Source organism: Streptomyces sp. Ag109_O5-10, from assembly GCF_900105755.1.
Lineage (GTDB): Bacteria > Actinomycetota > Actinomycetes > Streptomycetales > Streptomycetaceae > Streptomyces.
Map to the genome: position 1 here is coordinate 1,174,317 of NZ_FNTQ01000001.1, position 22,892 is coordinate 1,197,208.

Annotated in this window: 19 protein-coding genes, 1 tRNA gene and 1 pseudogene; 6 read left to right on the forward strand and 15 right to left on the reverse strand. The window is 73.4% G+C overall.

Annotated elements, in window-relative coordinates:
• Window positions 1-25 precede the first annotated feature (25 nt).
• Entirely contained in the window at window positions 26-1,348 is a 1,323-nt protein-coding gene (locus BLW82_RS05480; RefSeq protein ID WP_093497728.1) for a glycoside hydrolase family 36 protein, read from the forward strand.
• Window positions 1,345-3,357, forward strand: a complete 2,013-nt coding sequence (locus tag BLW82_RS05485; RefSeq protein WP_093497729.1) for a beta-galactosidase — start codon at window positions 1,345-1,347, stop codon at window positions 3,355-3,357. Before BLW82_RS05480 ends, BLW82_RS05485 begins: the two co-directional genes overlap by 4 nt.
• Before the next feature lie 117 nt (window positions 3,358-3,474).
• Here BLW82_RS05485 and BLW82_RS05490 read toward each other — a convergent pair whose 3' ends face one another.
• The 14 genes from BLW82_RS05490 to BLW82_RS05555 all read right to left on the reverse strand — a co-directional run bounded on the left by BLW82_RS05490 (window position 3,475) and on the right by BLW82_RS05555 (window position 20,345).
• Window positions 3,475-4,140, reverse strand: a complete 666-nt coding sequence (locus tag BLW82_RS05490) for an NUDIX domain-containing protein (RefSeq protein ID WP_093497730.1) — start codon at window positions 4,138-4,140, stop codon at window positions 3,475-3,477.
• Window positions 4,141-4,330: 190 nt separating this feature from the next.
• Entirely contained in the window at window positions 4,331-6,148 is a 1,818-nt protein-coding gene (locus tag BLW82_RS05495) for an ABC transporter ATP-binding protein (protein ID WP_093497731.1), read from the reverse strand.
• A 772-nt stretch (window positions 6,149-6,920) separates the two neighbouring features.
• Window positions 6,921-7,913, reverse strand: coding sequence for a sugar kinase (locus BLW82_RS05500; protein WP_093497732.1), 993 nt, complete (start codon window positions 7,911-7,913; stop codon window positions 6,921-6,923).
• Window positions 7,910-8,545 (reverse strand): bifunctional 4-hydroxy-2-oxoglutarate aldolase/2-dehydro-3-deoxy-phosphogluconate aldolase, encoded by a 636-nt coding sequence (locus tag BLW82_RS05505; RefSeq protein WP_093497733.1) that lies wholly within the window; start codon window positions 8,543-8,545, stop codon window positions 7,910-7,912. Before BLW82_RS05505 ends, BLW82_RS05500 begins: the two co-directional genes overlap by 4 nt.
• 20 nt (window positions 8,546-8,565) lie before the next feature.
• Entirely contained in the window at window positions 8,566-9,387 is an 822-nt protein-coding gene (locus BLW82_RS05510) for an aldose epimerase family protein (protein ID WP_093497734.1), read from the reverse strand.
• Complete coding sequence (gene dgoD / locus BLW82_RS05515; RefSeq protein ID WP_093497735.1) at window positions 9,384-10,529, reverse strand: galactonate dehydratase; 1,146 nt, start codon at window positions 10,527-10,529, stop codon at window positions 9,384-9,386. Before dgoD ends, BLW82_RS05510 begins: the two co-directional genes overlap by 4 nt.
• Window positions 10,526-11,281 (reverse strand): FadR/GntR family transcriptional regulator, encoded by a 756-nt coding sequence (locus BLW82_RS05520; RefSeq protein WP_093497736.1) that lies wholly within the window; start codon window positions 11,279-11,281, stop codon window positions 10,526-10,528. The genes dgoD and BLW82_RS05520 overlap by 4 nt, the downstream gene beginning before the upstream one ends.
• Window positions 11,282-11,321: 40 nt before the next feature.
• Window positions 11,322-12,095: an SDR family NAD(P)-dependent oxidoreductase gene (locus BLW82_RS05525; RefSeq protein WP_093497737.1), complete on the reverse strand. Its 774-nt coding sequence runs from the start codon at window positions 12,093-12,095 to the stop codon at window positions 11,322-11,324.
• A 40-nt stretch (window positions 12,096-12,135) separates the two neighbouring features.
• Entirely contained in the window at window positions 12,136-14,199 is a 2,064-nt protein-coding gene (locus BLW82_RS05530; RefSeq protein WP_093497738.1) for an alpha-galactosidase, read from the reverse strand.
• Window positions 14,196-15,056 carry a carbohydrate ABC transporter permease gene (locus tag BLW82_RS05535; protein WP_093497739.1) on the reverse strand — a complete coding sequence of 287 codons (861 nt, stop codon included), beginning with the start codon at window positions 15,054-15,056 and terminating at the stop codon, window positions 14,196-14,198. Before BLW82_RS05535 ends, BLW82_RS05530 begins: the two co-directional genes overlap by 4 nt.
• The gene (locus BLW82_RS05540) at window positions 15,056-15,991 is read right to left on the reverse strand and encodes a carbohydrate ABC transporter permease (RefSeq protein WP_093497740.1); all 936 of its coding nucleotides are present in this window, start codon (window positions 15,989-15,991) and stop codon (window positions 15,056-15,058) included. Before BLW82_RS05540 ends, BLW82_RS05535 begins: the two co-directional genes overlap by 1 nt.
• 1 nt (window position 15,992) lies before the next feature.
• Window positions 15,993-17,282, reverse strand: a complete 1,290-nt coding sequence (locus BLW82_RS05545) for an ABC transporter substrate-binding protein (protein WP_093497741.1) — start codon at window positions 17,280-17,282, stop codon at window positions 15,993-15,995.
• A gap of 14 nt (window positions 17,283-17,296) precedes the next feature.
• Window positions 17,297-19,417, reverse strand: coding sequence for a DUF8189 domain-containing protein (locus BLW82_RS05550; protein ID WP_093497742.1), 2,121 nt, complete (start codon window positions 19,415-19,417; stop codon window positions 17,297-17,299).
• A gap of 190 nt (window positions 19,418-19,607) precedes the next feature.
• A complete protein-coding gene (locus tag BLW82_RS05555; protein ID WP_177232846.1) occupies window positions 19,608-20,345 on the reverse strand; it encodes a DUF1275 family protein in 738 nt (245 codons plus the stop codon).
• A 107-nt stretch (window positions 20,346-20,452) separates the two neighbouring features.
• Here BLW82_RS05555 and BLW82_RS05565 point away from each other — a divergent pair, with 107 nt between their 5' ends.
• Window positions 20,453-20,902: a hypothetical protein gene (locus BLW82_RS05565; protein WP_177232847.1), complete on the forward strand. Its 450-nt coding sequence runs from the start codon at window positions 20,453-20,455 to the stop codon at window positions 20,900-20,902.
• An 81-nt stretch (window positions 20,903-20,983) separates the two neighbouring features.
• Window positions 20,984-21,133, forward strand: a pseudogene (locus tag BLW82_RS46210) (site-specific integrase); the annotation flags it as partial.
• Window positions 21,134-21,209: 76 nt separating this feature from the next.
• On the opposite strand, the gene BLW82_RS05575 reads toward BLW82_RS46210, so the two are convergent.
• Window positions 21,210-21,283 (reverse strand) — tRNA-Pro (locus tag BLW82_RS05575).
• A gap of 106 nt (window positions 21,284-21,389) precedes the next feature.
• Here BLW82_RS05575 and BLW82_RS05580 point away from each other — a divergent pair.
• Both BLW82_RS05580 and cobF read left to right on the forward strand, forming a co-directional pair.
• Window positions 21,390-21,899, forward strand: a complete 510-nt coding sequence (locus tag BLW82_RS05580) for a DUF309 domain-containing protein (protein ID WP_093497744.1) — start codon at window positions 21,390-21,392, stop codon at window positions 21,897-21,899.
• A 45-nt stretch (window positions 21,900-21,944) separates the two neighbouring features.
• Complete coding sequence (gene cobF / locus BLW82_RS05585; RefSeq protein ID WP_093497745.1) at window positions 21,945-22,727, forward strand: precorrin-6A synthase (deacetylating); 783 nt, start codon at window positions 21,945-21,947, stop codon at window positions 22,725-22,727.
• Window positions 22,728-22,892 lie beyond the last annotated feature (165 nt).

A 22,892-nucleotide genomic window follows, 5' to 3' on the forward strand; every position in this document is an offset into this window, starting at 1 on the left:
TCGGCCCCCTTTGAAAGAGAACCTCGTGCACAACCCGTTCACCCCGGTCGCCTCGGTGCCCGTGGACACGCGTACCGCCCGTGTCCACGAGGAGGGCTGGCAGTCCTGGTCGCCCAGCGGCGCCTACGCCCTCGGCACGGCCCCGTACCGCCCGGCGAACGCCAACTGGGCGACCGTGTGCTACCGCCCCGGCCGCGCTGTCCCCGCCGGGGCCTTCCAGGGCGAGGGCCTGCTGGCGCTCGACCCGGGCGACGGCTCCCCGGTCCGGCTCTGGGCGGCGGCCGACCCGCTGCACGAGGTGCCGTCGGTCCGGCTGACCGTGGCGGGCGGGGTCGCCGAGGTCGAGGCCGACGGCCCGGTCAAGGAGTGGACCGGCGCGGGCATCCAGTCCGTGCTGGGCGAGTGGGCCGACGCCCTGGCCGGGCCGGCGCCCCGCCCGGCGCCCACCGTCTGGTGCTCCTGGTACGAGTACTTCACGGCCGTCACCGAGGACGACATCCACGAGAACCTGCGGGCGATGGACACCCTCGACCTGCCGATCGACGTGGTGCAGATCGACGACGGCCACCAGAGCGCCCTGGGCGACTGGCTGACCCTCTCCGGCCGCTTCCGCTCCCGGCGGGGCATCGCGGACGCCATCCGCGCCCACGGCCGCCGGGCGGGCATCTGGACGGCGCCCTTCCTGGTCGACCCGGCGAGCGACCTCGCCGAGACGTACCCGGACTGGCTGGTCCGCGACCCCGACGGCCGGCCGCTGCGCGCGGGCCGCAACTGGGGGCACGTGCTCTACGTCCTCGACACGACCCACCCGGCCGCCGCGGCCTACCTCACCGACGTCTTCGCGACGCTGCGCGCCGAGGGCTACGACTACTTCAAGGCCGACTTCCTCTACGCGGGCGCGATGGAGGGGGTACGGCACTCGGGCGCGGACGCGCTCACCGCGTACCGGCTGGGCGTCGGCCTGATCCGGGAGGCGATCGGCGCGGACGCCTACCTGCTGGGCTGCGGCGCGCCGATGCTGCCCTCCATCGGCCTGTTCGACGCGATGCGGGTCAGCCCGGACACGGCACCGCACCGCCGCCCCGAGGCCGACGACTACAGCCAACCGGGCCAGGATCCGGCCGAGTTCACCGGCGTCGCCCGCCAGTGGCAGCACGGCCGCCTCTGGGTCAACGACCCCGACTGCCTGATGGCCCGCCCCGCCGTGGAGACCCGTGCCCGCTGGGCGGCGCACGTGGAGGCCGTCGGCGGCCTGGTCGCCTCCAGCGACCGGCTGCTCTCCCTCGACCAGTGGGGCGTGGCGACGACCCGCCGCCTTCTCACCGCAGCCACCGGAGCCAACCGATGAACGACCGCACCCTCTCCGTCCCCGGCATCGCCTACGGCGGCGACTACAACCCCGAGCAGTGGCCCGAGGAGGTATGGGCCGAGGACGTCCGCCTGATGCGCGAGGCGGGTGTGAACATGGTCAGCGTCGGCATCTTCTCGTGGGCCCTGCTGGAGCCCTCCGAGGGCGTCTACGACTTCTCCCGCATGGACAAGGTCCTCGGCCTCCTCCACGAGAACGGCATCGCCGCCGACCTCGCCACCCCGACGGCCGCCCCGCCGGCCTGGTTCTTCCGCGCCCACCCCGAGGCGCTCCCGGTGGACCACGACGGCCGCACCCTGTCCTACGGCAGCCGTCAGACGTTCTGCCCGAGCAGCCCCGCCTACCGCGAGGCCGCGCTGCGCATCGCGGGTGCGCTCGCGAACCGGTACGCGAGCCACCCGGCCGTAAAGATGTGGCACGTCCACAACGAGTACGGCTGCCACAACGCCGCCTGCTACTGCGACACCAGCGCGGCCTCCTTCCGCCGCTGGCTGCGGGCCCGGTACGGCGACGACCTGGCGGCCCTCAACGACGCCTGGGGCACCACCTTCTGGAGCCAGTGGTACTACGACTGGGACGAGGTCCTGCCGCCCCGCGCGACCGGCGCCGTGCCCAACCCGACGCACCAGCTGGACTGGCGGCGGTTCTGCTCCGACGAACTCCTCTCCCTGTACACGGCGGAACGCGACGTGCTGCGGGAGGCGGCCCCGGCGATCCCCGCCACCACCAACTTCATGGTGATGTTCAACTTCGACGCCCTCGACTACTGGCGCTGGGCACCGGAGCTGGACGTGGTGGCCAACGACCACTACCTGCGGTCCACCGACCCGGAGTCGCAGATCGACATCGCCCTCAGCGGCGATCTGATGCGGTCGCTGGCGGGCGGTCCGTGGCTGCTGATGGAGCACTCGACGGGCGCGGTGAACTGGCAGCCCGTCAACCGGGCGAAGACCGCCGGTGAGTTGCGCCGCAACGCGCTCGCGCACGTGGCGCACGGGGCCGACGGCATCTGCTACTTCCAGTGGCGGGCGGCGAAGGCGGGTGCCGAGCAGTGGCACTCGGCGATGCTGCCGCACGCCGGGACCGACAGCCAGATCTGGCGGGACGTGGTCCGGCTGGGCGCCGACCTCCAGGCGCTCGCCGAGGTGCGCGACAGCACCGGCACCGCCGAGCTGGCCGTCGTCTGGGACTGGGACGCCCGGTGGGCCGTGGAGCTGCCCTCGCAGCCGAGCGAGCGGCTGCGCTACCTGGACGTCGTCCGCGCCTGGTACGAGCCGCTGTGGCGGGCCGGCGTGGCGGTGGACTTCGTCCGCCCGGACGGGGACCTGTCGGCGTACAAGGTGGTGCTGGCCCCGAGCCTGTACCTGGTGGACGACACGGGCGCGGCGAACCTGACCGCCTTCGCGGAGGCCGGCGGCACCCTCGCCGTCGGCTTCCACAGCGGCGCGGTGGACGAGAACTGCCATGTCCGGCTCGGCGGTTACCCGGGCGCCTTCCGGGACCTGCTGGGCGTGTCCACGGACGAGCTGTTCCCGCTGCTGCCCGAGGAGCGGGTGACGCTGAGCGAGGGCGGCACGGGCTCGCTCTGGTCGGAGCGGGTGCGGCTCGCGGGCGCGGCCGCGGTGACGTCGTTCGCCGACGGTCCGCTGGCCGGTGTCCCGGCGGTGACCCGGCACGGGTACGGCCCGGGCACCGCCTGGTACCTGGCCACACTCCCCGACGCGGACACCCTGGCGGGGCTGCTGGGCCGGATCCGCGCCGAGGCGGGGGTGGCCGCGGGCCGCACCGCCCCGGCCGGTGTGGAGGTCGCCGTGCGGCGCGGGGCGGACGCGGACTACGTGTTCGTGATCGACCACACCGGCGAGGGGGCCGAGGTCCCGGTCGCCGCGGGGTCGGTGGAGCTGTTGTCCGGGAAGGCGGCCGACGGGACGGTCACCGTGGCGCCGGGTGAGGTGGCCGTCGTGCGGGAGCCGCGGCGGGACGCCTAGCCGCCGGGGCGGTGCGGCCGTCCGGCGGCTGCGGGTCCGTGGTGGCCGGTCGCGCCCACGCGGCGGAGCCGCAGGTCGACACCGGCCCCGCGCCCCTTGAGGGGCGCGGGGCCGGTGTCAGTCGCGGGCGAACGGGCCGTCCAGGGCCGCCCACTGCAGCAGCATGATGGTCTTGGCGTCGACGATCTCGCCGGTGCGGATCATCTCCAGGGCGCGCCGGAAGGGGAGTTCGAGGATCTCGATGTCCTCGCCCTCCTCGTCCAGGCCGCCGCCCTCGTGGGTGCGGGTCGAGGGGCCGTAGGCGGCCGCGTAGAAGGAGATCCGTTCGGTCACCGAACCCGGGCTCATGTAGACGTCGAAGACGTGTTCGACCTCGCCGACGGTGTGACCGGTCTCCTCGACGACCTCGCGGCGCACCGCCTGCTCCGGGTGCTCGGCCTCGTCGTCCAGGAGCCCCGCCGGGGTCTCGATGAGCATGCCGTCGGGGTGGCCGTTGACGTACACCGGGAACCGGAACTGGCGGGTGAGCAGGACGGTCTCCCGCTCGGTGTCGTACAGGAGGAGCGTGACGCCGTTGCCCCGGTCGTGGGTCTCGCGCTCCTCGGTGTGCCAGGTGCCGTCGGCGTGCTGGAGGTCGAAGGTGGTGGCCCGCTCGACGTACCAGTGACTGGACAGCAGTTTCACGTCCCGGACCTTCACACGCGGGTTGCCGGTCAGATCCAGACCGGTCCGGTCGAGACCGGTACGGCCCCGGCGGTCGGGGGTGTCGATCCCGGCGGTCATCGCGGTCCCGCCGCGCGGGCGAGGGCGTTCAGGTGGCTCATGGTCACCTGTCTACCACCCGCCCGCGGGAGCGCCCCGTAAGGGGCGCCGGGGGTACCCCCGGCCGAAGGCCGGGGAAGGAACTGCGCGGCCAGCCACAACAAGCCCGCAGCCGCCCGACGACGCACCCCGGTCCCCTCCAGGGCGGTGCCTAGTGCACTTCGGCGGGCCTGGGCCCCTCGTCAAGGAACCCGCCCGACTGGTGCTGCCACAACTTGGCGTAGGCGCCCTGCGCGTCGAGCAGTTCGTGGTGCGTGCCCTGCTCGACGATCCGGCCGCGGTCCAGGACCACCAGCCGGTCCATCGAGGCGACCGTGCTCAGCCTGTGCGCCACCACCAGTGCCGTGCGGCCCTCCATGAGCCGCCACAGCGCCTCCTGGACGAGGATCTCGCTCTCGGAGTCCAGCGCGCTGGTCGCCTCGTCCAGGAGCAGGATCGGGGCGTCCCTGAGGATCGCCCGGGCCAGGGCGACCCGCTGGCGCTGGCCGCCGGAGAGCTTGACGCCGCGCTCCCCCACCATCGTGTCGAACCCGTCGGGCAGCGCCTCGGCGAACTCCGTGACGTGCGCGGCCTCGGCGGCCAGCCGGATCTCGGCGTCGGTGGCGTCCGGCCGGGCGAAGGCGATGTTCTCCCGCAGGGTGCGGTGGAACATCGCCGGGTCCTGCGGGACGTAGGCGATCTGGCTGCGCAGGTCGGCCTGGCGCAGCCGGCTGATGTCCTGGCCGCCGATCGTGATCCGGCCGGCGTCGATGTCGGTCATCCGCAGCAGCAGCCGGGTCAGCGTGGTCTTGCCGCCGCCGGACCGGCCGACGAACCCGAACTTCGACCCGCTGGGCACGTCCAGCTCCAGTCCCTCGAACAGGGGTTTGGCGCCCGCGTGGGTGAAGGAGACCTTCTCGAAGCGGACGTCGGCGGCCCGGGGCGCGAGCGGCTCCGGGTGCTGGGGGTCGGTGACGGTCGGCGGTTCGAGGAGCAGTTCGGTGAACTGGGCCGCCTCCGTCATGGAGCTCTCCACGCGCCGGTAGATCTGGTTGAACTCGAACATGATCCGGGTCGCGTTGGTGTAGTAGGTGAAGGCGACCACGACCGCCTCCACGCTGTGCCCGCCGCCCGCCAGCGCCACCGCGAGCAGCAGGCCCACCGCGTTGGTCGCCACGGACATCGGCGCGACGAAGGTGTCGATGCGCAGATTGCCGTAGTCCCAGGAGCGCAGGGTGCGCCGCCGCGACTCGGCGACCCGCGACCGGTGTTCGGCGGCCTCCCGCCGCTCGGCGGCGAACGCCCGGACGGTGTCCATGTTCATCAGGCTGTCGGCGACATGCCCGGACACCCTGGCGATCGCCTCCTCGCGCTGGTCGACGAGCCGCTGGCGGCGGCGGATCAGCGGGAACACGCACACCGCCGTCACCGCGATCATCGCGAGGAGCGCGACGACGAGCAGCGGCTGGTAGCGCCACAGGATCACCGCGCCGAACGCCAGCGGCACGAAGCTGCCGACGATGTTGAAGGTCAGCGTGTCGGCGAACTCCTCGAAGCGGGTGGCGAAGCTCAGCACCCGTTTGGTGAGCGAGCCCGCGAAGTTGTCGTGGAAGAACGCGGCGTCCTTCGCGAACAGTTCGTCCATGCCGATGACGTACAGGTGCTCGATACCGAGGGCGTCCAGACGGTTCAGGCAGTGCAGACCGACCCGCCAGAACGTCTCCGCCAGCAGCAGGACACCGGCGAAGCCGAGGACGTACGGCAGTGTGGCGCCGAGGCCCAGGCCGTGGCTGTCGGCGATCCGGCCGATCAGCTTGGCCACGACCAGCGGGGCCAGGTAGTTGATTCCGATGTTTCCGAGCGCCGGCAGCAGCATCCCGGGCAGCGTGAGCCACTTGAGCCGGGCCAGCTCCCGTCCGTAGTAGCGAAGCGCGAGCAGCACGGCGCCCTTGCGCGGTCCCGTCGCAGGTAAATCGACAGAGGATGTCATCTCAACCCTGTGTAGTCGTCGCGCGGCATGCCGAGTCGGCCGCCGCACGGTCCGCGGCGGCCTGGAATCGGCAGGTCAGGAAAGGAAAGTGTCCCGCGACCGCGGTCCCTCGGTCCACGTGTTTTTTCACCGACGGCTACGGAGCGAACACGCTCTCGACCGATCGTGAGCCGTGGCCGGACGCTCCGGTACGGCCCCGCCGGTGCCGGCCGGTCGCTCGCCGGGCCGGCCGCGCGGCGGGTTGCGGGCGGCGGGCGGCGGGCGGCGGGCGGCGGGTTGCGGGTTGCGGGTTGCGGCCCAGCCGGGCAGCTCGGGCGGGTCCACGCCCCAGCCGGCGGCCGCGTCCACACGGGCGTGTTCCGGCGCGGGCAGTGGATCCGATCGAGGGGTCGACGTCACGGCTTGCGGTGGGGAGTTACCGCGTGGAGACCGGCCGCGCACAGCCTGGCGATCGCCGCGTTCACCCCGGACAGGCGCACGCCCGGCCGGACGATCATCCGGGTGGCGGAGGACCGAACGCGCCGGGGCGGCCGTCCCGGACGGACCGCAAAGGCCGTCGCCGGCGGGTCCGGCGACGGCTCACCGAGGGGCGCATCGCCCTGATCGACTAGTGCCGCGGCAGGCAACGTTTGCCCGTCAAGGAGCGGCGTCCGGTGCGTGCTCTCGGCGTGCCGGCCGGAAGTCCTCGTACTGGATGTACTTGGGCTTCCGTCCGGTGCGGCGAGAGTGCGTGCCGGGCGTCGTGACGGGGCGAACGTTGCCTGTTGCGGCACTAGCTTCCCGTCGGCGCCCGGTACCGCTGCCAGTCCGGTTCCGGGAGTGCGAGGAGCCGGGCGATGTCCGTGGCCTCGGGCAGCGGCCCGTGATCCCCCGTCACCCCGAGCGCGGACACGGCGGTGAGGTGACCGAGCCGGAGGGCGCGGGGCAGCGGCTCCGCGCGCAGCAGCCCGGCCAGGAAGCCCGCCGCGAAGGCGTCGCCCGCCCCGACCGGTTCCACCACGGTCGTCCGCAGCGCGGGCACCGTGCAGGCCCCCTCCCCGGACAGGGCGGTCGCGGCCCGGGCACCGTCCTTGACGACGAGGATCCGCGGGCCCGGCAGCAGGTCCCGCAGGCCCGTGACGGTCAGGTCCGCGCCCCACAGCCGCTGCGCCTCGTCCAGGCCCACGAAGACGATGTCGGCCCGGTCGGCGAGGGCGCGCAGCACCGTCGGCGCGGTGCCGTCCGGCCACAGCGCGGCCCGGTGGTTGACGTCGAAGCTGACGGCGTACGGCCGTTCGCCGGCGGGGGTGTCCAGGGCCCGCGTCACCAGGGCGCGGCAGGAGGCGGAGAGGGCGGGGGTGATACCGGTGAGGTGCAGGAGGGCGGCCGAGCGCACCGGTTCGCCGTCGAGCAGGCCGGGGCCGAGGGCCGAGGCCGCCGAACCGGCGCGGTAGTAGTGGACGCCGGTCCCGGCCGGTCCCGGGTTCTTGAGGAGGAGGCCGGTGGGCCGGTGCGGGTCGGTGCGCACCCGCGTCACGTCGACCCCGGCGGCGGCGACCACGGCGCACACCCGGCGGCCCAGCGGGTCGTCGCCGACGGCCGAGAGCCAGTGGACCGGAACGCCGTGGTCCGCGAGGTACATGGCCACGTTCGACTCGGCTCCCGCGACGGACAGCCGCAGCTGCCCGGCCTCCGCCAGCGGCAGCGGCGGGTCGGGGACGAGGGCGGCCATGGTCTCGCCGAGGCAGACGACGGGTCCCGGAGCCGGACGCCAGGCAGCCGTCACGCGCCCCCCTCCTCCCCTACGACGGCGCGGAACGCGCGGGCCCGGTCGCGCAGCGCGCCGATGCTGCCGCCGTCCGCCGCGTCCCCGACGAGGGGCGAGCCGACGCCGACCGCGGTGGCCCCGGCGGCCAGGTAGGCCCGTGCGGCCGCCACGTCGACGCCGCCGACCGGGACGAACGCCGCGTCGGGGAACGGCCCGCGCAGCGCCTTCAGGTAGGCCGCTCCCCCGGCCTCGGCGGCCGGGAAGAGCTTCAGGGCGGCCGCGTCACGGGCCTGCGCCGCGATCACGTCGGTGGGGGTCAGCACGCCCGCCAGGACCGGCAGGCCGAGTTCCCGCGCGGTGTCGGCACCGGCGCCGAGACCGGGGGTGACGGCGAAGGCGGCGCCGGCGCGGTGGGCGGCGTGCGCGTCGGCGGCGGTCAGCACCGTGCCGGCGCCCAACGGGTGGCCGGGGCCCAGTTCCTGGTGGGCCCGCGCGATGACGGTGAGGGCGTCGGCGCCGCTGAGCGACACCTCGATCAGTTCGATGCCCTCCTCGGCCAGGGCCAGCACGGTGCGCAGGGCGGCGTCCGGGTCGCCGCCGCGCACGACGGCGAGCAGGCGGCGGGCGGCGAGGGCGGCTCGCAGATCCACGAGCGGGGCTCCTTCCATGGTCAGCGGGGGCACGGGCAGGACGCGCCGACGGTGAGCCGCCAGCGGACCTCGCCCGAGGCGGGGACGCGGGCGGCGTCGTCGGGGCCCGCGTCGGCCAGGTCGAAGACGCGGCCGAGCATCGGCTCCACGCCCGTACTGCGATAGGGCCGGCCTGCGGGGAAGCCGCCGAGGTTGCGCCACAGGGCGACCGAGACCGGCTGGCCCGCCGCCTCGACGGCGAAGCCGAGCCGGTCCGCGCCGTCGTGCACACAGCACCGGCCGCCGGCCACCACGGCCCCGACCGCCGTACCGTCGTCCGGCCCGAACCGGTCGAGCCGCAGCCCCCCGGGCGCCGGCCAGTCGCCCTCCACCCAGGGGGCACCGGCCGGCCAGGGACGGTCCAGCAGGGGCGCCGCCTCCGGGAAGAGCCGGGTGGGCGCCCCCTCCCGGATCCGCACGACGGCCTCCGCGGAGAGGTCGAGGAGCGCGTGGGCGGCCCAGAGGAAGCGGAATCCGGGCTCCGCCGTGAGCACGTAGGCGGCCTCGACACCGTCGTCCGTGGCGCGCAGTGTGCGCGTGAGGGCGAAGCGCTCGCAGCGCACCGTCTCCCCGTCCCCGTCGCGCGTCCAGGGCCGGGACCACGCCTCCCCGTGGTCGGGGGTGCCGCGCACGGTCGGGACGCACTCCTCCAGCCCTCCCGCGTCCACGAACGCGTCGCCCGGTGCGACCCCGTCGCGTTCGGGGCTCTCGCGCCGCCACAGCCATTCCCGGCCGCCGTGCCGCAGCGAGGTCCAGCGGCCGCCGTGCGCGAGGTCGGTCACGACGTCGAGCGGCACGGTCACCACTCCGCGAAGGAGCCGTCGGCGTGCCGCCACACCGGGTTGCGCCACTGGTGCCCGGCGCGGTCGGCCGCGCGGACGGCCGCCTCGTCCAGGGTGATGCCGAGGCCGGGGGCGTCACCGCGGTGCGCGTGCCCGTCGACGAACCGGAAGGGTTCGGGGTCGACGAGGTAGGAGAGGAGGTCGGCGTCCTTGTTGTAGTGGATGCCCCGGCTCTGCTCCTGGATGAGGAAGTTCGGTGTGGCGAAGGCGACTTGGAGGCTGGCCGCGAGGGCGATGGGCCCGAGCGGGCAGTGCGGTGCGAGTTGGGCGCCGTAGGTCTCGGCGAGCGAGGCGATGCGGTGCACCTCGGAGATGCCGCCGGCGTGCGAGAGGTCCGGCTGGGCGACCGCGACGCCGGCGGCGAGGACGGGCAGGAACTCGGCGCGCGAGTACAGCCGTTCGCCGGTGGCCAGCGGCACCGGGCTCGCGGTGACCAGGCCGGGCAGCAGGTGGCCCTGTTCGGGGACGACCGGTTCCTCCACGAACAGCGGGTGGAGCGGGGCGAGTTCGGTGAGGACGCGGCGCGCGCTGGCGGCGGTGAAGCGGCCGTGGAAGTCGACGGCGACGTCCCGGTCCGGGCCGAGGGCGTCCCGGGCGGCGCCCACCCGGGCCACCACGGCCGCCGTCTCCGCGGCCGTCGCCAGCGGCGAGGTGGCCCCGGCGGCGTTCATCTTCACCGCGGTGAACCCCGCTTCGACCTGGGCGGCTATCTGCTCGGTCAGCTGGGCGGGTTCGTCGCCGCCGACCCAGGCGTAGACCCGCACCCGGTCGCGCACCGGACCGCCCAGCAGGGCGTGCACGGGCGCGCCGTAGGTCTTGCCCGCGATGTCCCACAGGGCCTGGTCGAGGCCCGCGACGGCGCTCGACAGCACCGGACCGCCCCGGTAGAAGCCGCCCTTGGTGAGCACCTGCCAGTGGTCCTGGATGCGCAGCGGGTCCTGCCCCACCAGGTACTCGGCGAGGACGTTCACGGCCGCGCGGACGACCTCGGCGCGCCCCTCGACGACGGGCTCGCCCCAGCCGACCACGCCGTCGTCGGTCTCGACGCGGCAGAACAGCCAGCGCGGCGGGACGAGGAAGGTCTCTATCCGCTCGATCTTCACCGGCCGTCGCTGCCTTCCGTGTCGTTGCTTCCGGTCCCCTCTTCGGGGCTGTCCAGCCGTGCCAGGTCGCGGCCCGCCTGGTCGAGCAGGGCCCGCATGGCCGTCTCGGCGGCCTGCGGGTCGCGGTCGCGCACCGCGTCCAGGACGGCGCGGTGGGCGGGGACGGGGTCCTCGCTGTGCGGGGAGCTGTGCACGATCCGATCGCGGTGGGCGAGTCCCGACTCGATGACCATCTCCATGCGTTCGAGCAGTTCGTTGTGGGTGGCGGCGAGCAGGGCGCGGTGGAAGGCGAGGTCGGCGTCGACGGCATGGCCCGGGTCGGCCTCCTCCCGCCCCATGGCCTGCACGGCCGTCTCCAGCAGCAGCAGGTCGGCCTCGGTGCGGCGTTCGGCGGCGAGCCGGACGGCGGCCGGCTCGATGATGGCGCGTACCTCGGCGAGGTTGCGCAGCAGCGACCATTCCGCGCCGGTCGTCCCCCCGCCCTCGAACTGCCAGCGCAGCACGTCGGCGTCGAGCAGGTTCCAGTCCGCGCGGGCCCGCACGAACGTGCCGCGCTTCTGGCGGGCGTCGACCATGCCCTTGGCGGCGAGCACCTTGAGGGACTCGCGCAGGGCGGTGAGGCTGACGTCGAGTTCGCTCTGCAGCGCCACCAGGTCGAGCGTGGCCCCTTCAGGGATCTCGCCGCCCAGGATGCGGCGCGCCAGGGCCTCCACGGTCTGGCCGTGCACACCGCGGCGGGCGTAGGGCGTCATGTCGTACAGCCTTTCTCTTCCACGTTCCGGTCCAGGGGCATCATGCGGAGGCCTTCACGACGCTCCAGCCGCCGTCCACGACGAGACTCGACCCGGTGATGTAGGAGGCCTCGTCGGCGCAGAGGAACGCGATCGCGGCGGCCACCTCCTCGGGGGTGCCGAAGCGGCGGGCGGCCGTTTGGGCGATGCTGCGTTCCCGTTCCGCGGGCTCCACGCGGTCCCAGGCCCCGGTCAGGATGGGGCCGGGGAGTACCGCGTTGACGCGGACCTCGGGCCCGTACTCGACGGCGAGCTGTCCGCACAGGGACAGCAGGCCGCCCTTGGCCGCGGCGTAGGCGGGGTGGCCGGGGATGCCCGCGTGGGCGTGCACGGACGAGGTGAGGACGACGGCGCCGCGGCCGGCGCGCAGGTCGGGCAGGACCGCCTTGACGCCGAGGAAGCCGCCGGTGAGGTTGACGGCGAGCTGCCGCTGCCAGGACGCCAGGCTCATCTCGCCGGCCGGGCGGACCTCGACGGTGTAGGCGTTGCTGACGAGCACGTCGACCGGGCCGAAGGCGTGGGCGGCGGTGACGATCCGCGCCCAGTCGTCCTCGGCGGCGACGTCCGCGTGCACGTACCGGGCCCGGCCGCCGTCCTTCTCGATCCCGTCCACCACGGCCTGGCCGCGTTCGTCGGCGATGTCGGCGAGCACGACGGCGGCGCCCTCCCCGGCGAGGCGTGCGGCGGTGGCGGCGCCGATGCCGGAGGCGGCGCCGGTCACCACGGCGGTGCGGCCGGTGAAGCGGGCACCGTACCGTCGTACGGACTGGTCCATCGGGCTCCTTAGAGGGTGAGCTGCTGGAAACATATGCGGCCTACAGGCGGCTCAGCACCACCAGGTCGGCATCGTGTTCGGCACTCCACGCGAACGGCAGGCCGTGGTGGAGCAGATGAGCCCCGCCGTACGACGTTCCGGTGGCCGTGTCCCGGTAGCGGGCCGCCGGGTCAAGGCCGCGCAGCCGGAGCCGGTCGGGGCGGCCTGGCAACAGCGGCGCCCCGTCGAGGCGGCCGGTGGAGAGCGCGGCGACGACGGTCATGTCGCCGGCGTCGTACTGCACCCCGCAGGTGGGGTCGTCCGGCGTCCCGAGCAGCCGGGCCTCACCGTGGTGGACCACGTCCCGCACCTCCTTGTACCGGGCGGTCCAGCGGGCGGCCTCGGCGCGCTGCTCCGGGGTCCAGGCGCGCAGGTCGGCGCCGATGCCGAGGACTCCGCACATGGCGTTGACGAAGCGGAAGGCGAGGCTGCGCGGGCGCGGGTCGAAGATGCCGGGCGCGTCGGTGACCCAGGAGCTCATGACGTGCGGCGCGTGGGCGTGCAGGAAGCCGTGCTGGATGCGCAGCCGGTCCATCGGCGCGGTGTTGTCGCTGGGCCAGACGACGTCGGTGCGGGCGATGGTGGCGTGCTCGATCCGTCCGCCGCCGCCGGCGCAGCCCTCGACGGTGACGTCGGGGTGTGCGGTGCGCAGGTGGTCGAGGACCCGCAGGTATCCGGCGACGTGCTCGGCGTCCAGGTCGACGAGGTCGGCGGGACCCGCGCCGGGGCGGCCGCGTTCGGTGGGCGGGCGGTTCATGTCCCACTTCAGGTAGCCGATGCCGTAGGTGCCGAGCAGCCGGTCGAGCGTGCCGATCACGAAGTCCTGGACGTCGGTCCTGCCGAGGTCGAGGAGCAGCTGGTTGCGGACGAGCCGGGCCGGGCGGCCGTCGACGCGGTAGACCCACTCGGGGTGTTCGGCGTGCAGCCGGCTGCCGGGGCTGACCGCCTCCGGCTCCACCCACAGGCCGAAGTCCATGCCGAGCGCGCGGATTTCCTCGACGAACGGGCCGAAGCCCCGCGGGAACGCCTCGGGGTCCGGGTACCAGTCGCCGAGCCCCCCGGTGTCGTCGGCGCGGCCGGTGAACCAGCCGTCGTCCACGACGAACAGCTCGGCTCCGATGTCGGCGGCGGCCTTCGCCAGCTCCAGCTGCCCGGCGGCGTCGACGTCGAAGCCGGTGGCCTCCCAGGAGTTGTAGAGGACCTTGCGGGTGCGCCGCAGCCGGTCGCCGGAGAGGCGGCGTTCGTAGCGGTGCCAGACCCGGGACAGGCCGTCGAGGCCGTCCGGGCTGAACGCGCAGGCGAGGCGGGGAGTGGCAAGGTTTTCGCCCGCGGCCATGTGCACGGCGCCTTCGTGCGGGACCCGTCCGGCGCGGACCCGTACGGCACCGCCCGGCTCGGCCTCCGCCGTGATGTGCCAGTTGCCCGGCCATTCGAGCGCGACGCCGTACGCGGCCTCCTCGTCCTGCACGGCGAGCCAGGGCGCGTACGCGTGGCCGGGCGCACCCTGCGTGCTGCCGATGGTGAACGTGCCTCTGGTCAGGTCGAGTCGGGTGTGCTGGAACTCCTGCGACCACTGACCGGAGAGATACGTCAGCCGGGCCGTGCCCCTGACGGGGACGTTGACAGCGGCCGAGTCGAGCCGCTCCAGGCGGAGTTCGCTGGCAGCGGTGAACTCGGCCCAGCGGAGGATCACGTCGGTGCCGGGGACGGTCTGGTAGCAGAGGACCGTGCGCAGCCCGGTCCGCCCGTCCACGAAGGCGAGCCGGAGGGATCCCTCCGCCTCCTCGGCGCCGTCGAACTCCCACCACACGCCCCGGTCCGCGCCCGGACCTCCCACCACCAGCTCGGACCCGGTGAACGGCCGTAGCCCGTACGGCAGGTACTCGGCCGGGGCCGCGTCGGCGGGCGTGATGAAGTGGGTGCGGTGGGACCAGTCCAGGGCGGACGGCCCGTCCTCGACGCCGAGCGGGCCCCAGGCGTCGAGCTCGGCCCAGGGGCCGTCCGGGGAGAGGCGGACGGTGTAGCTGGTGTGCTCCGTCCGCAAGGTCCAGCGCTGGTAGGTCACTTGACCGCTCCGAGGTTGAGGCCGGCCACGAAGTGCCGCTGGAAGCGCAGGAAGACGGCGACCGTGGGCGCGGCGGCGATGACCGACCCGGCGGCGATCACGTTCCACTCCGACACGTACTGGCCCTGGAGCCCGATGAGGGCGGCGGTGATCGGCATCTTGGTGTCGCTGCGCAGGACGGTGATCGCCCAGAGCAGGTCGTTGAAGATCCAGGTGAAGGACAGGGCGCTGAGGGCGGCCAGGGCGGGGCGGGTCAGCGGGAGGATGATCCGCCAGAAGATCTGCCAGGGCCCGGCGCCGTCCACGACCGCAGCCTGCTGGATCTCCGCCGGGATCGACCGCATGAACCCGTGCAGGACGAAGACGTAGAAGCCGACGCCGAAGCCGATCTGCACGCCGATCAGCGCGGGCAGGGTGTCGTAGACGCCCATCACCTCGCTGAGCTTGGAGACGGGGATGAGCAGGATCTGCGGGGGCAGCAGGTTGCCGCCGAGCATGAGCAGCAGCAGGGCGCGCCGGAACGGGAGTTCGTAGCGGCTGAGGGCGAACGCGGCCATCGCGGCGAGGGTCAGGGTCACCAGGACGCACGGGATCGTGACGAGCAGGCTGTTGATCAGGGCCTGCTGCTGGCCGCCGTCGGTCCAGGCCTGGCCGAAGTTGCCCAGGGTGAAGGAGTGCGGCCAACTGCCCAGGCCGTGGGCGGCGATGTCGTCGAAGGAGCGCAGGCTGGTCACCAGGACCAGGGCGATGGGCAGCAGCCACAGGATCGCCAGGGCGCCGGCACCGAGGTGGAATCCGGCGGTGGCCGTCCTTCTGCGGCGCAGCGCGGTGGAGTTGGCCGTGGCGTCGGTGGACATCAGTCGGCCTCCCGGAAGGCGCGGACGAGGTAGGAGGCGATGACCCCGAAGGCGAGGACGAAGATGACGACGGCCAGGGCGGAGCCGTAGCCGAGGCGCAGGGACTGGAAGGCGGTGGAGTACATGTAGGTGCTGAGCAGTTCGGAGGAGTGGTAGGGACCGCCGCGGGTGAGGGACCAGACGACGTCGAAGGACCGCAGCGAGTCGATGATGATGACCGACAGCACGACGGCGTTGACGCTGCGCAGCTGGGGCAGGGTGACGTGCCGGAACCGCTGCCAGGCACTGGCGCCGTCGACCTTGGCGGCCTCGTAGAGCGCCGGGTCGATGCCCTTGAGGCCGGCCAGGTACAGCACCATGACGTAGCCGATCTGGCGCCACAGGGCGGGCACGATCACGGCGTACAGGGCGGTGTCCTGGTCGGCGAGCCAGGCGTGCTGGAGGCTGCCGAGGCCCACCCCTTCCAGTACCCGGTTGAGGACGCCGTCGGGCTGGTAGATCGCCTGCCAGACGAGGGCGGTGGCCACCAGCGAGAAGACGACCGGCAGGAACAGGGCGGCCCGGTAGAAGCCGACGCCGCGCCGCTCCTGCTGGAGCAGGAGTGCGGCGGCCAGGCCCAGGACGGCGGACAGGCCGCCGAAGAGGAGCAGCCACAGGACGGTGTGGCCGAGGGCGCTGCGGAAGACCTCGTCGTGGGCCATCTCCCGGAAGTTGTCCAGGCCGACGAACTGCGGCGGGGAGACGCCGTCCCACTTGGTGAGGGCGAGGTAGAAGCCCTGCAGGGCGGGCCAGAACACCCACACGGCCTCGGCGAGCAGCGGGACCAGGACGAAGGCGAGGACCATCGGCGGGGTGCGCCGGGGGCCCCGGGCCCGCCTGCCGCTGAGCGGCAGGGGGGCCGGGGTCTTCCGGTCGGTGGCGGTGAGCACGGCCACGTCAGGCGTTCCAGATCTTCTGGGCGTCGCGCTGCCAGTCGGTCAGAATGCCGCTGATCTGCTTCGGCTTGGCCAGGAACTTGGTCAGGGCGGTGTCGGCGGTGGGCTGGAGGGCGTCGCTGGAGTCCCGGTTGAAGAACTGGGTGATCTCGGCGGCCTCCGCGACGTGCGCACGGCCCTTCTTCACCAGCGCGGTGCCGGCGTCCTTGGCGTCCGGGTTGCAGGGCAGGACGGTCCCGGAGGAGCCCTTGATGTATATCTCCTGGGCCTCGGCGGTGGCGAGGTACGTCAGCAGGTCGAAGACCTGGTCGCGGCGGCCGGTGCGGGCGCTGGCGAAGTAGCCGTCGACCGGCGCCTCCTCGGCGAGCGGGATCTTGGCGTCGATGACGGGGAAGCGGAAGAAGTCGATGTCGTCCAGGGCGCTCTTGGGCGCCGAGTCGGCGAAGAAGGTGCCGATGAGCATCATGCCGGTCTTGCCGTTGAGCAGCGCGGTCGTCGCGTCCTGGAAGGCGAGGGCGGTGCCGTTCGGGTCGAAGTACGGCAGTACCTCCTGCCAGCGGTCGAAGACCTTGCGGACCTCGGGGTCGTCGAACCGGTGCTTCCCGGCGAGAAGTTCGCGGTGGTACTGGGCGCCGTTGATCCGGATGTCGAGGTAGTCGAACCAGGCCGACGCCACCCAGGGGGTGTTGCCGCCTGCTCCGAGCCCGATCGGGGCGACGCCCTTGGACTTGAGCTTGTCGCACAGGTCGAGGAACTCGTCCCAGCTCTTGGGCTCGCTCACGCCCCACTTGGCGAAGTTGGACTTCCGGTAGAACATGCCCCACCAGTAGTAGGTGTTGGGCACGAAGACCTTCTTGCCCGAGCTCGCGGTGCACAGCGAGTCCAGCGCCTTGGTGTACCGCTTGAGGTCGGGCGAGGAGTTCCACACCTCGTCGAGGTCGAGCAGCAGGTTCTTCTTGGCGTAGGCGTCCGCGACCGAGCCGGGGTACCAGGTGTAGACGTCCGGCGGGTTGGCGGAGGTGAGGTAGGTCGGCAGCTGGGTGCGGAAGGTCTCGGCGGCGACCGTGTTCAGGCTCGCCTTGCCGGACCCCTTCTTCGCGTAGGCCGCGACCAGGTCCTCCATCGCGGCCTTGGCCTGCGGGGCGGAGAGGTTGGACTGGAGGGTCGCCGGGCCCTTCGAGGAGGTCTTCCCGGAGGAGGTGGAGGTGACGCAGCCGCTGAGCAGTGCCGCGGTCCCGGTGGCACCGAGTCCGGCGAGGAAACGCCGTCTGCTGGTCTGGGGGTTGGCCATGGTGATGTCCTCGTTCAGTTGAATCGGGTCCGGTACACGTGGCCGTCGACTCCGCGGAAGACCGCGTCCACGGCTCCGTCCGGGGCGGCGGCCGCGCCGAGCGCGCCGTCGAACGCGGCGCTCGGGAACTCCTGCCGTTTGCTCCAGCCCTGCCAGGCGCCGTCGGCGTACCGCTGCTGCCAGAGGGTGTAGTCGGCGGCCCGCGCGTACAGCAGCACCGCGTCCCCGGCGGTGACGAGCGTCGGGCTGCCGCTGACGGTGCCGCCGAGCGAGGTCCAGTCGGACCACTCCCCCGACGTGTCCCGGGTCCGCGTCCACACGTCGTCGGCGGTGCTGCGGACGGCGACGTGGACGCGTCCCTGCGCGTCGACGGCGGCGGACGGCCGGCCGGAGACCTGCAGTCCGGCGGGCGCGCCGAGCGAGGACCAGTCGGTCGCCGGGCCGCGCTGCACCACCGTGCCGTCGGCGCCACGGGCGAAAAGTGTCCAGTGGGCGGGATCGGTGAAGGCGACGGACGGCGCGTCGGTCAGGCTGCCGCCCAGGGACTGCCACCGCCCCCAGCGGCCGTCGGCGTAGACCCGCCGGTAGGCCCGTGAGTCGGCGCCGCGCACGAAGACGTCGATCCGGCCGCCGGCGGAGGCGTACACGGCGGGCTGGCCGAGGATCTTCCCCTGCGCGGGACCGCCGAGGTCCTTCGTGCTCCCGGCGGTCCGCTCGACGAGCGAGCCGTGCGGCCCCCGGAAGAAGGTGGAGCCGTCGCCCGCCACGGCCGGGCTCGCCGTGGCCGTCACGCCCAGGTCCGTCCCCGGCAGGGCGTCGGCGCCGGTCAGCTTCAGGAAGGCGGTGCCGTGCGCGGGGACCTCGACGGTGTACGACCCGGTGTGCGTGCCCCGGTCGGCGCGGGCCCGCAGGTCACGGACGCGCACCGGGCCGCCGAGGCCGGTGTCGGCGAACTGCACGGTGCGTTCGGCCGGTTGGTCGGAGCGGTTGAGCAGGACGACCGCGCGCTGCCCGTGTCCCTGCAGGACCTTGCTGTAGACGTCGCCGGCCGAGTCGGTCGCCACGCGTACGCCCTGGACCGCGAGGGGGTCCTGGTCGACGGCGATGATCTCGGGGTTGCGGAGCGTGGTGAGCATCGAGTCGGACAGGGTGCGCGGGTCGGAGCCCAGCATCAGCGGTGAGCCCATCTCGGCCCACATCACGAACTGGGTGGTGGACTCCTCCTGGGTGAGTTCGTACGTCCCGTCGGTCATCTTCCGCATGGGGATGAGGTAGTCGGGGTCGTTGTAATGGCCGGGGCCCTGCGCCTCGGGGTGCCAGGCGTTGGCGTCCATGTTGCGCAGGATGTTCGGCCACTCGCCCGGACTGGGGGTGCCCCAGGCGATGTCGGTGCCGGTGCGCCAGGAGTCGGCGATCGCCGGGGCGTAGACGTAGGTGTTGTGGGCGTCCTGCTCGGGGGTGTGCGGCAGGCCCCAGTCGTCGGTGAGCGGGTTGCAGAGGTTCAGCAGCATCGGGCGGCCGGACTTGGCGACCGCGTCGCTGAACTCCTTGTAGGCGGGGCCCGGGTCGAGTTTCGCGCCGATCCCGCAGAGGAAGTCGACCTTGACGGCGTCGATCTTCCAGCTCGCGAACTGCCGTGCGTCCTGGTCGTAGTACCCACGGCTGCCGAGACCGCAGCTCTTGCCGCCGTCGTAGGTGCCGGCGTCGGTGTAGATGCCGGCCCGCAGTCCGCGCTGGTGCAGGTAGGAGACGAGGGCCGGGATTCCGGAGGGGAAACGGTCCGGGTTGGCCGTCAACCGGCCCTGGGCGTCCCGGGGGTTGTCGGCCTGCCAGCCGCCGTCCAGCCAGACGATGTCGTAGCCGGCGTCCCGCAGACCGCTGCTGACCAGCTTGTCCGCGACGGCGCGCACCTCCTTCTCGGTGGGTGCGCCGAGCCCGTAGTAGGTGTTCCAGCCCATGTAGGGCGTGGGCGCGAGGCCGCTGTCGTAGCCGGCGGGTGCGCCTTGGTCGACGGTCGTCCGCGCGACGGCGTCGGGGGTCACGGTGGCGGCCAGGACCACCGCGACGGCGGCCACCAGGGCGGCCCGGGTGATCCGGTGGTGCCGGGGTCCGGCTGCGGGCGGGTGCGAAGTCACGTGCCTCTCCCGGGGGTTGGGAAGCAGGAGAACGAGACGCGGGCCGTCCTGCCGGAGCGGGCCCGCGAGGTCACGGCGACGACTGTGGCCTGTGGCCGAAACCGTGTCAAGATTAATTACTAATTTAGTAGAAGCGCGGGTGAGACGAGCCCGGCAGTCCGCCTGGCCGGCCCCCGAGACCGCTCGCGTCTCACTCCCCGCCGGGTGCGGCGCGGCGGGAACGGAGCGCGGGCACGCCCGCGCCGAGGAGGGCGCATCCCACGAGCACCGGCGGGAGCAGACCGGCCCAGCCCGGAGCCGTCCGCAGGAGCGCCATGCAGGCCGCCGCGCCCGCGATGAGGGCCGCCAGCCGGAGCGGCACCCAGCGGTTCGGGCGGCCCGCTCCCACTCCCTTGACGATGTAGGTGGCCAGGGTGCCGGTCAGGTACGTGGTCGGTGCCGCGGCCCGGCCGGCCGCCACCATGGCTCCCGACTGGATGCCCATCGTCAGCGCGGCCCCGAACTGCAGGACGTCCCGGGCCGCCCGCCCCGGCGCTCCGCCGAGGACGGCCCAGACCACGGCGCCCGCGGCCAGCAGGAGCGCCTCGCCGGCGAGACAGAGCAGCACCGGCCGCGACCAGTGCGTGGCGGTGCCCTCGTGCCGGCGGGTGCACCGGGCGGCGACGGCCGCGCCCAGCCCGAATCCGGCCAGCGCCAGCACCGCCGCGGTCACGCCGGTGGCCTGGGCGCGGCCGACCGCCATCCCGAGCAGGGCCAGGTTGCTGGTCATGACCCCGGCGAAGACGTGGTCCAGCGCGGTGAAGGAGATGGTCTCCACCGCCCCGGAGGCCGCGACCAGCAGCACGACGGCGACGCGCAGGTGGGTCCCCGGCTCCGCCGGCGGTTCCCCGGGGACCTCTGTCGCTTGCTCGCGCGGTGCGTCACTCACAGTTCTTGAGCGTAACGCGGGGTGAGCAGTGCTCCCCGTTGCCGTGCGCCGCCGGGTGGACCGCACCACTCGGCGGCGGCGCGGACCAGGCCGCCCAGCCAGGCCTGGTGACGGTTGATCATGGGGTGCGGGCGCTCGTTCGCCACGGCTGCGGCCGGTGCTCCGATCCGGGTCTCCTCGGTGACGACGAGAAGGTGCGCGGTTGGGCCGAATACCACTGGGCCGTCCTGCTGGACAACATCGGCGAGGACCCCGCCGGTGCCCTCCCGCGTTACGAGACCGCCCTCGACATCGCCACGAGGACCGGCGACGGCTACTTCGAGTCCTACATCATCCGGCACCTGGCACCGCACAGGGAGCCCGCCGAGCGGATCGCGACGCTGCGCCGCTCACTCCACCTGCGCGCCGCGCTCGGCGCCCGGCCGCAGACCGTCGCCGCGCAGGCCCTCCTCGCCGACAACCTTCCCGAAGACGACCCCGAACGCGCCGAACTCATAAGGACGTTACGCCCGGGGGCGGAGGAACTGGGCATCGGATGGCTCGTGCCCGACAACTGACCTGACAGCAAGGAACAGCGCACCCGGTACGCCCGGGACGACCAAGTCACCGGCGTGCCCGGCCGGGACCCGCCCCGCGACGTGCACGTCCTGCGCAGGATCGCCGGCCACGGCTCCCTGACCACCACCCAGCGCTACCCGCACCCCGGCGTACACGAGATCACGGCCGCCGGGGCGACGCTCTCCGCACACCTCAGTGTGCTGTGCGCACCTCGCTCACTGCCGAGCCCCAACGGGTCCCCACGAATGATCAGGGGCCGATTTCGGACACCTCCGAAATCGGCCCCTGACCTGCGACTGTCTCCAGTCGGGACGACAGGATTTGAACCTGCGACCCCTTGACCCCCAGTCAAGTGCGCTACCAAGCTGCGCCACGTCCCGATGCGTTCATGCGCGGTGACCCGCGTGATCGCGTGAACAGCACCTTACCCCACGTACCCGGGCGGGCAGAAAGAGGGCGGGGGACGGTGGGGAGACAATCGGTCGTATGGAAGACGTGGGAAGTGGCGGACGGGACCGGGACGCCGAGGGACGGGCGCGCAGTGCCCGGCCGCGGGACGGGCTGGGGCGGCCGCTGCCGTACGGCGCGCCGGGCGTCGAGCGGCAGCCCGAGGGCGTCGTACGGACCCCGCGGGCGACGGTCGCCGAGGCGCAGTCGCTGCTCGACGCCGGGAAGCCGTTCCACGCGCACGAGGTGTTCGAGGACGCCTGGAAGTCGGGGCCCGAGGCGGAACGGACCCTGTGGCGTGGGCTCGCCCAGCTGGCCGTGGGGCTCACGCACGCGGCTCGCGGGAACGTGACCGGCGGGGCGCGGCTGCTGCGGCGCGGTGCGGGCGCGGTGGAGGAGTGGGCGAGAGGGGGCGAGGAGCCACGGCCTCACGGGATCGATGTCGACGGGCTCGCACGCTGGGCGCGGGAGCTGGCCGGGCGTGTGGAGGGCGGCGCCGGGAGCGTCGACGCGAAGGGCGAGGCGCCCCGGCTGTGCGGCCCCGGGTAGCACCGGGGTGACCCGTTGTCAGTGGCATGCGGCAGACTCGGGAACGTGCGAGAGATTCATGTCATCGGTATCGGCGCGGGCGACCCCGACCAGCTCACCCTCCAGGCGGTCCGGGCGCTGAAGAGCACGGACGTGTTCTTCCTCCTCGACAAGGGGGAGGTCAAGAGCGACCTGACACAGCTGCGCCTGGACATGCTCGACACGCACATACCGGACGGCGGTTACCGGGTGGTCGAGGCGCGGGACCCGGAGCGGGACCGGGCCGCGGGCGGCGGGGCGTACTCGCCGGCCGTCGGCGACTGGCGCTCCGCCCGCGCGGACATCTACGAGCGGCTGATCCGCGACGAGTTGGGCGAGGAGCAGACGGGCGCGTTCCTGGTGTGGGGCGACCCGTCGCTGTACGACAGCACGTTGGCGATCCTGGAGGAGGTGCTCGCCCGGGGCACGGTGCGGTTCGGGTACGACGTGGTGCCCGGGATCAGCAGTGTCTCGGCGCTGGCGGCCCGGCACCGCACGGGACTGAACCGGGTGGCCCGCCCGGTGCAGATCACCACCGGGCGGCGGCTCGCCGAGGGGCTGCCGGACGGGGTGGACGACGTGGTCGTGATGCTCGACGCGCACCAGGCCTTCCGCCGGTACGCGGACGAGGACATCGACATCTACTGGGGCGCGTACCTCGGCACCCCGGACGAGATCCTGGTCTCCGGTCCGATCGCCGAGGCCGGCCCGCGCATCGAGCGGCTGCGGGCCGAGGCACGCGAGCGCAAGGGCTGGATCATGGACACGTATCTGCTGCGCCGCCACCCGGAGGTCCCGAAGGAGGGCTGAGCGGTATGCGGGTGGCCCCTGCCGGTATGCGACGGTGGCCCACCGGCGTGAAGGTCACATCGTGACAGCGACCGAGGATGCCGTCCTGCCCGAGGCGTCGGCCTGTCCGAGCGGTCGGCGGAGCCGGCGCCCGCCGTCAGGACGGCCTGCGTCCGGACACCTCGG

Coding starts and splice junctions, on each gene's coding strand:
- BLW82_RS05535 (WP_093497739.1), bottom strand. CDS start 15,056: ATGTCCACCGACGCCACGGCCAACTCCACCGCGCTGCGCCGCAGAAGG.
- BLW82_RS05525 (WP_093497737.1), bottom strand. CDS start 12,095: ATGGACCAGTCCGTACGACGGTACGGTGCCCGCTTCACCGGCCGCACC.
- BLW82_RS05520 (WP_093497736.1), bottom strand. CDS start 11,281: ATGACGCCCTACGCCCGCCGCGGTGTGCACGGCCAGACCGTGGAGGCC.
- BLW82_RS05485 (WP_093497729.1), top strand. CDS start 1,345: ATGAACGACCGCACCCTCTCCGTCCCCGGCATCGCCTACGGCGGCGAC.
- BLW82_RS05545 (WP_093497741.1), bottom strand. CDS start 17,282: ATGGCCAACCCCCAGACCAGCAGACGGCGTTTCCTCGCCGGACTCGGT.
- BLW82_RS05580 (WP_093497744.1), top strand. CDS start 21,390: ATGGAAGACGTGGGAAGTGGCGGACGGGACCGGGACGCCGAGGGACGG.
- BLW82_RS05495 (WP_093497731.1), bottom strand. CDS start 6,148: ATGACATCCTCTGTCGATTTACCTGCGACGGGACCGCGCAAGGGCGCC.
- BLW82_RS05490 (WP_093497730.1), bottom strand. CDS start 4,140: ATGACCGCCGGGATCGACACCCCCGACCGCCGGGGCCGTACCGGTCTC.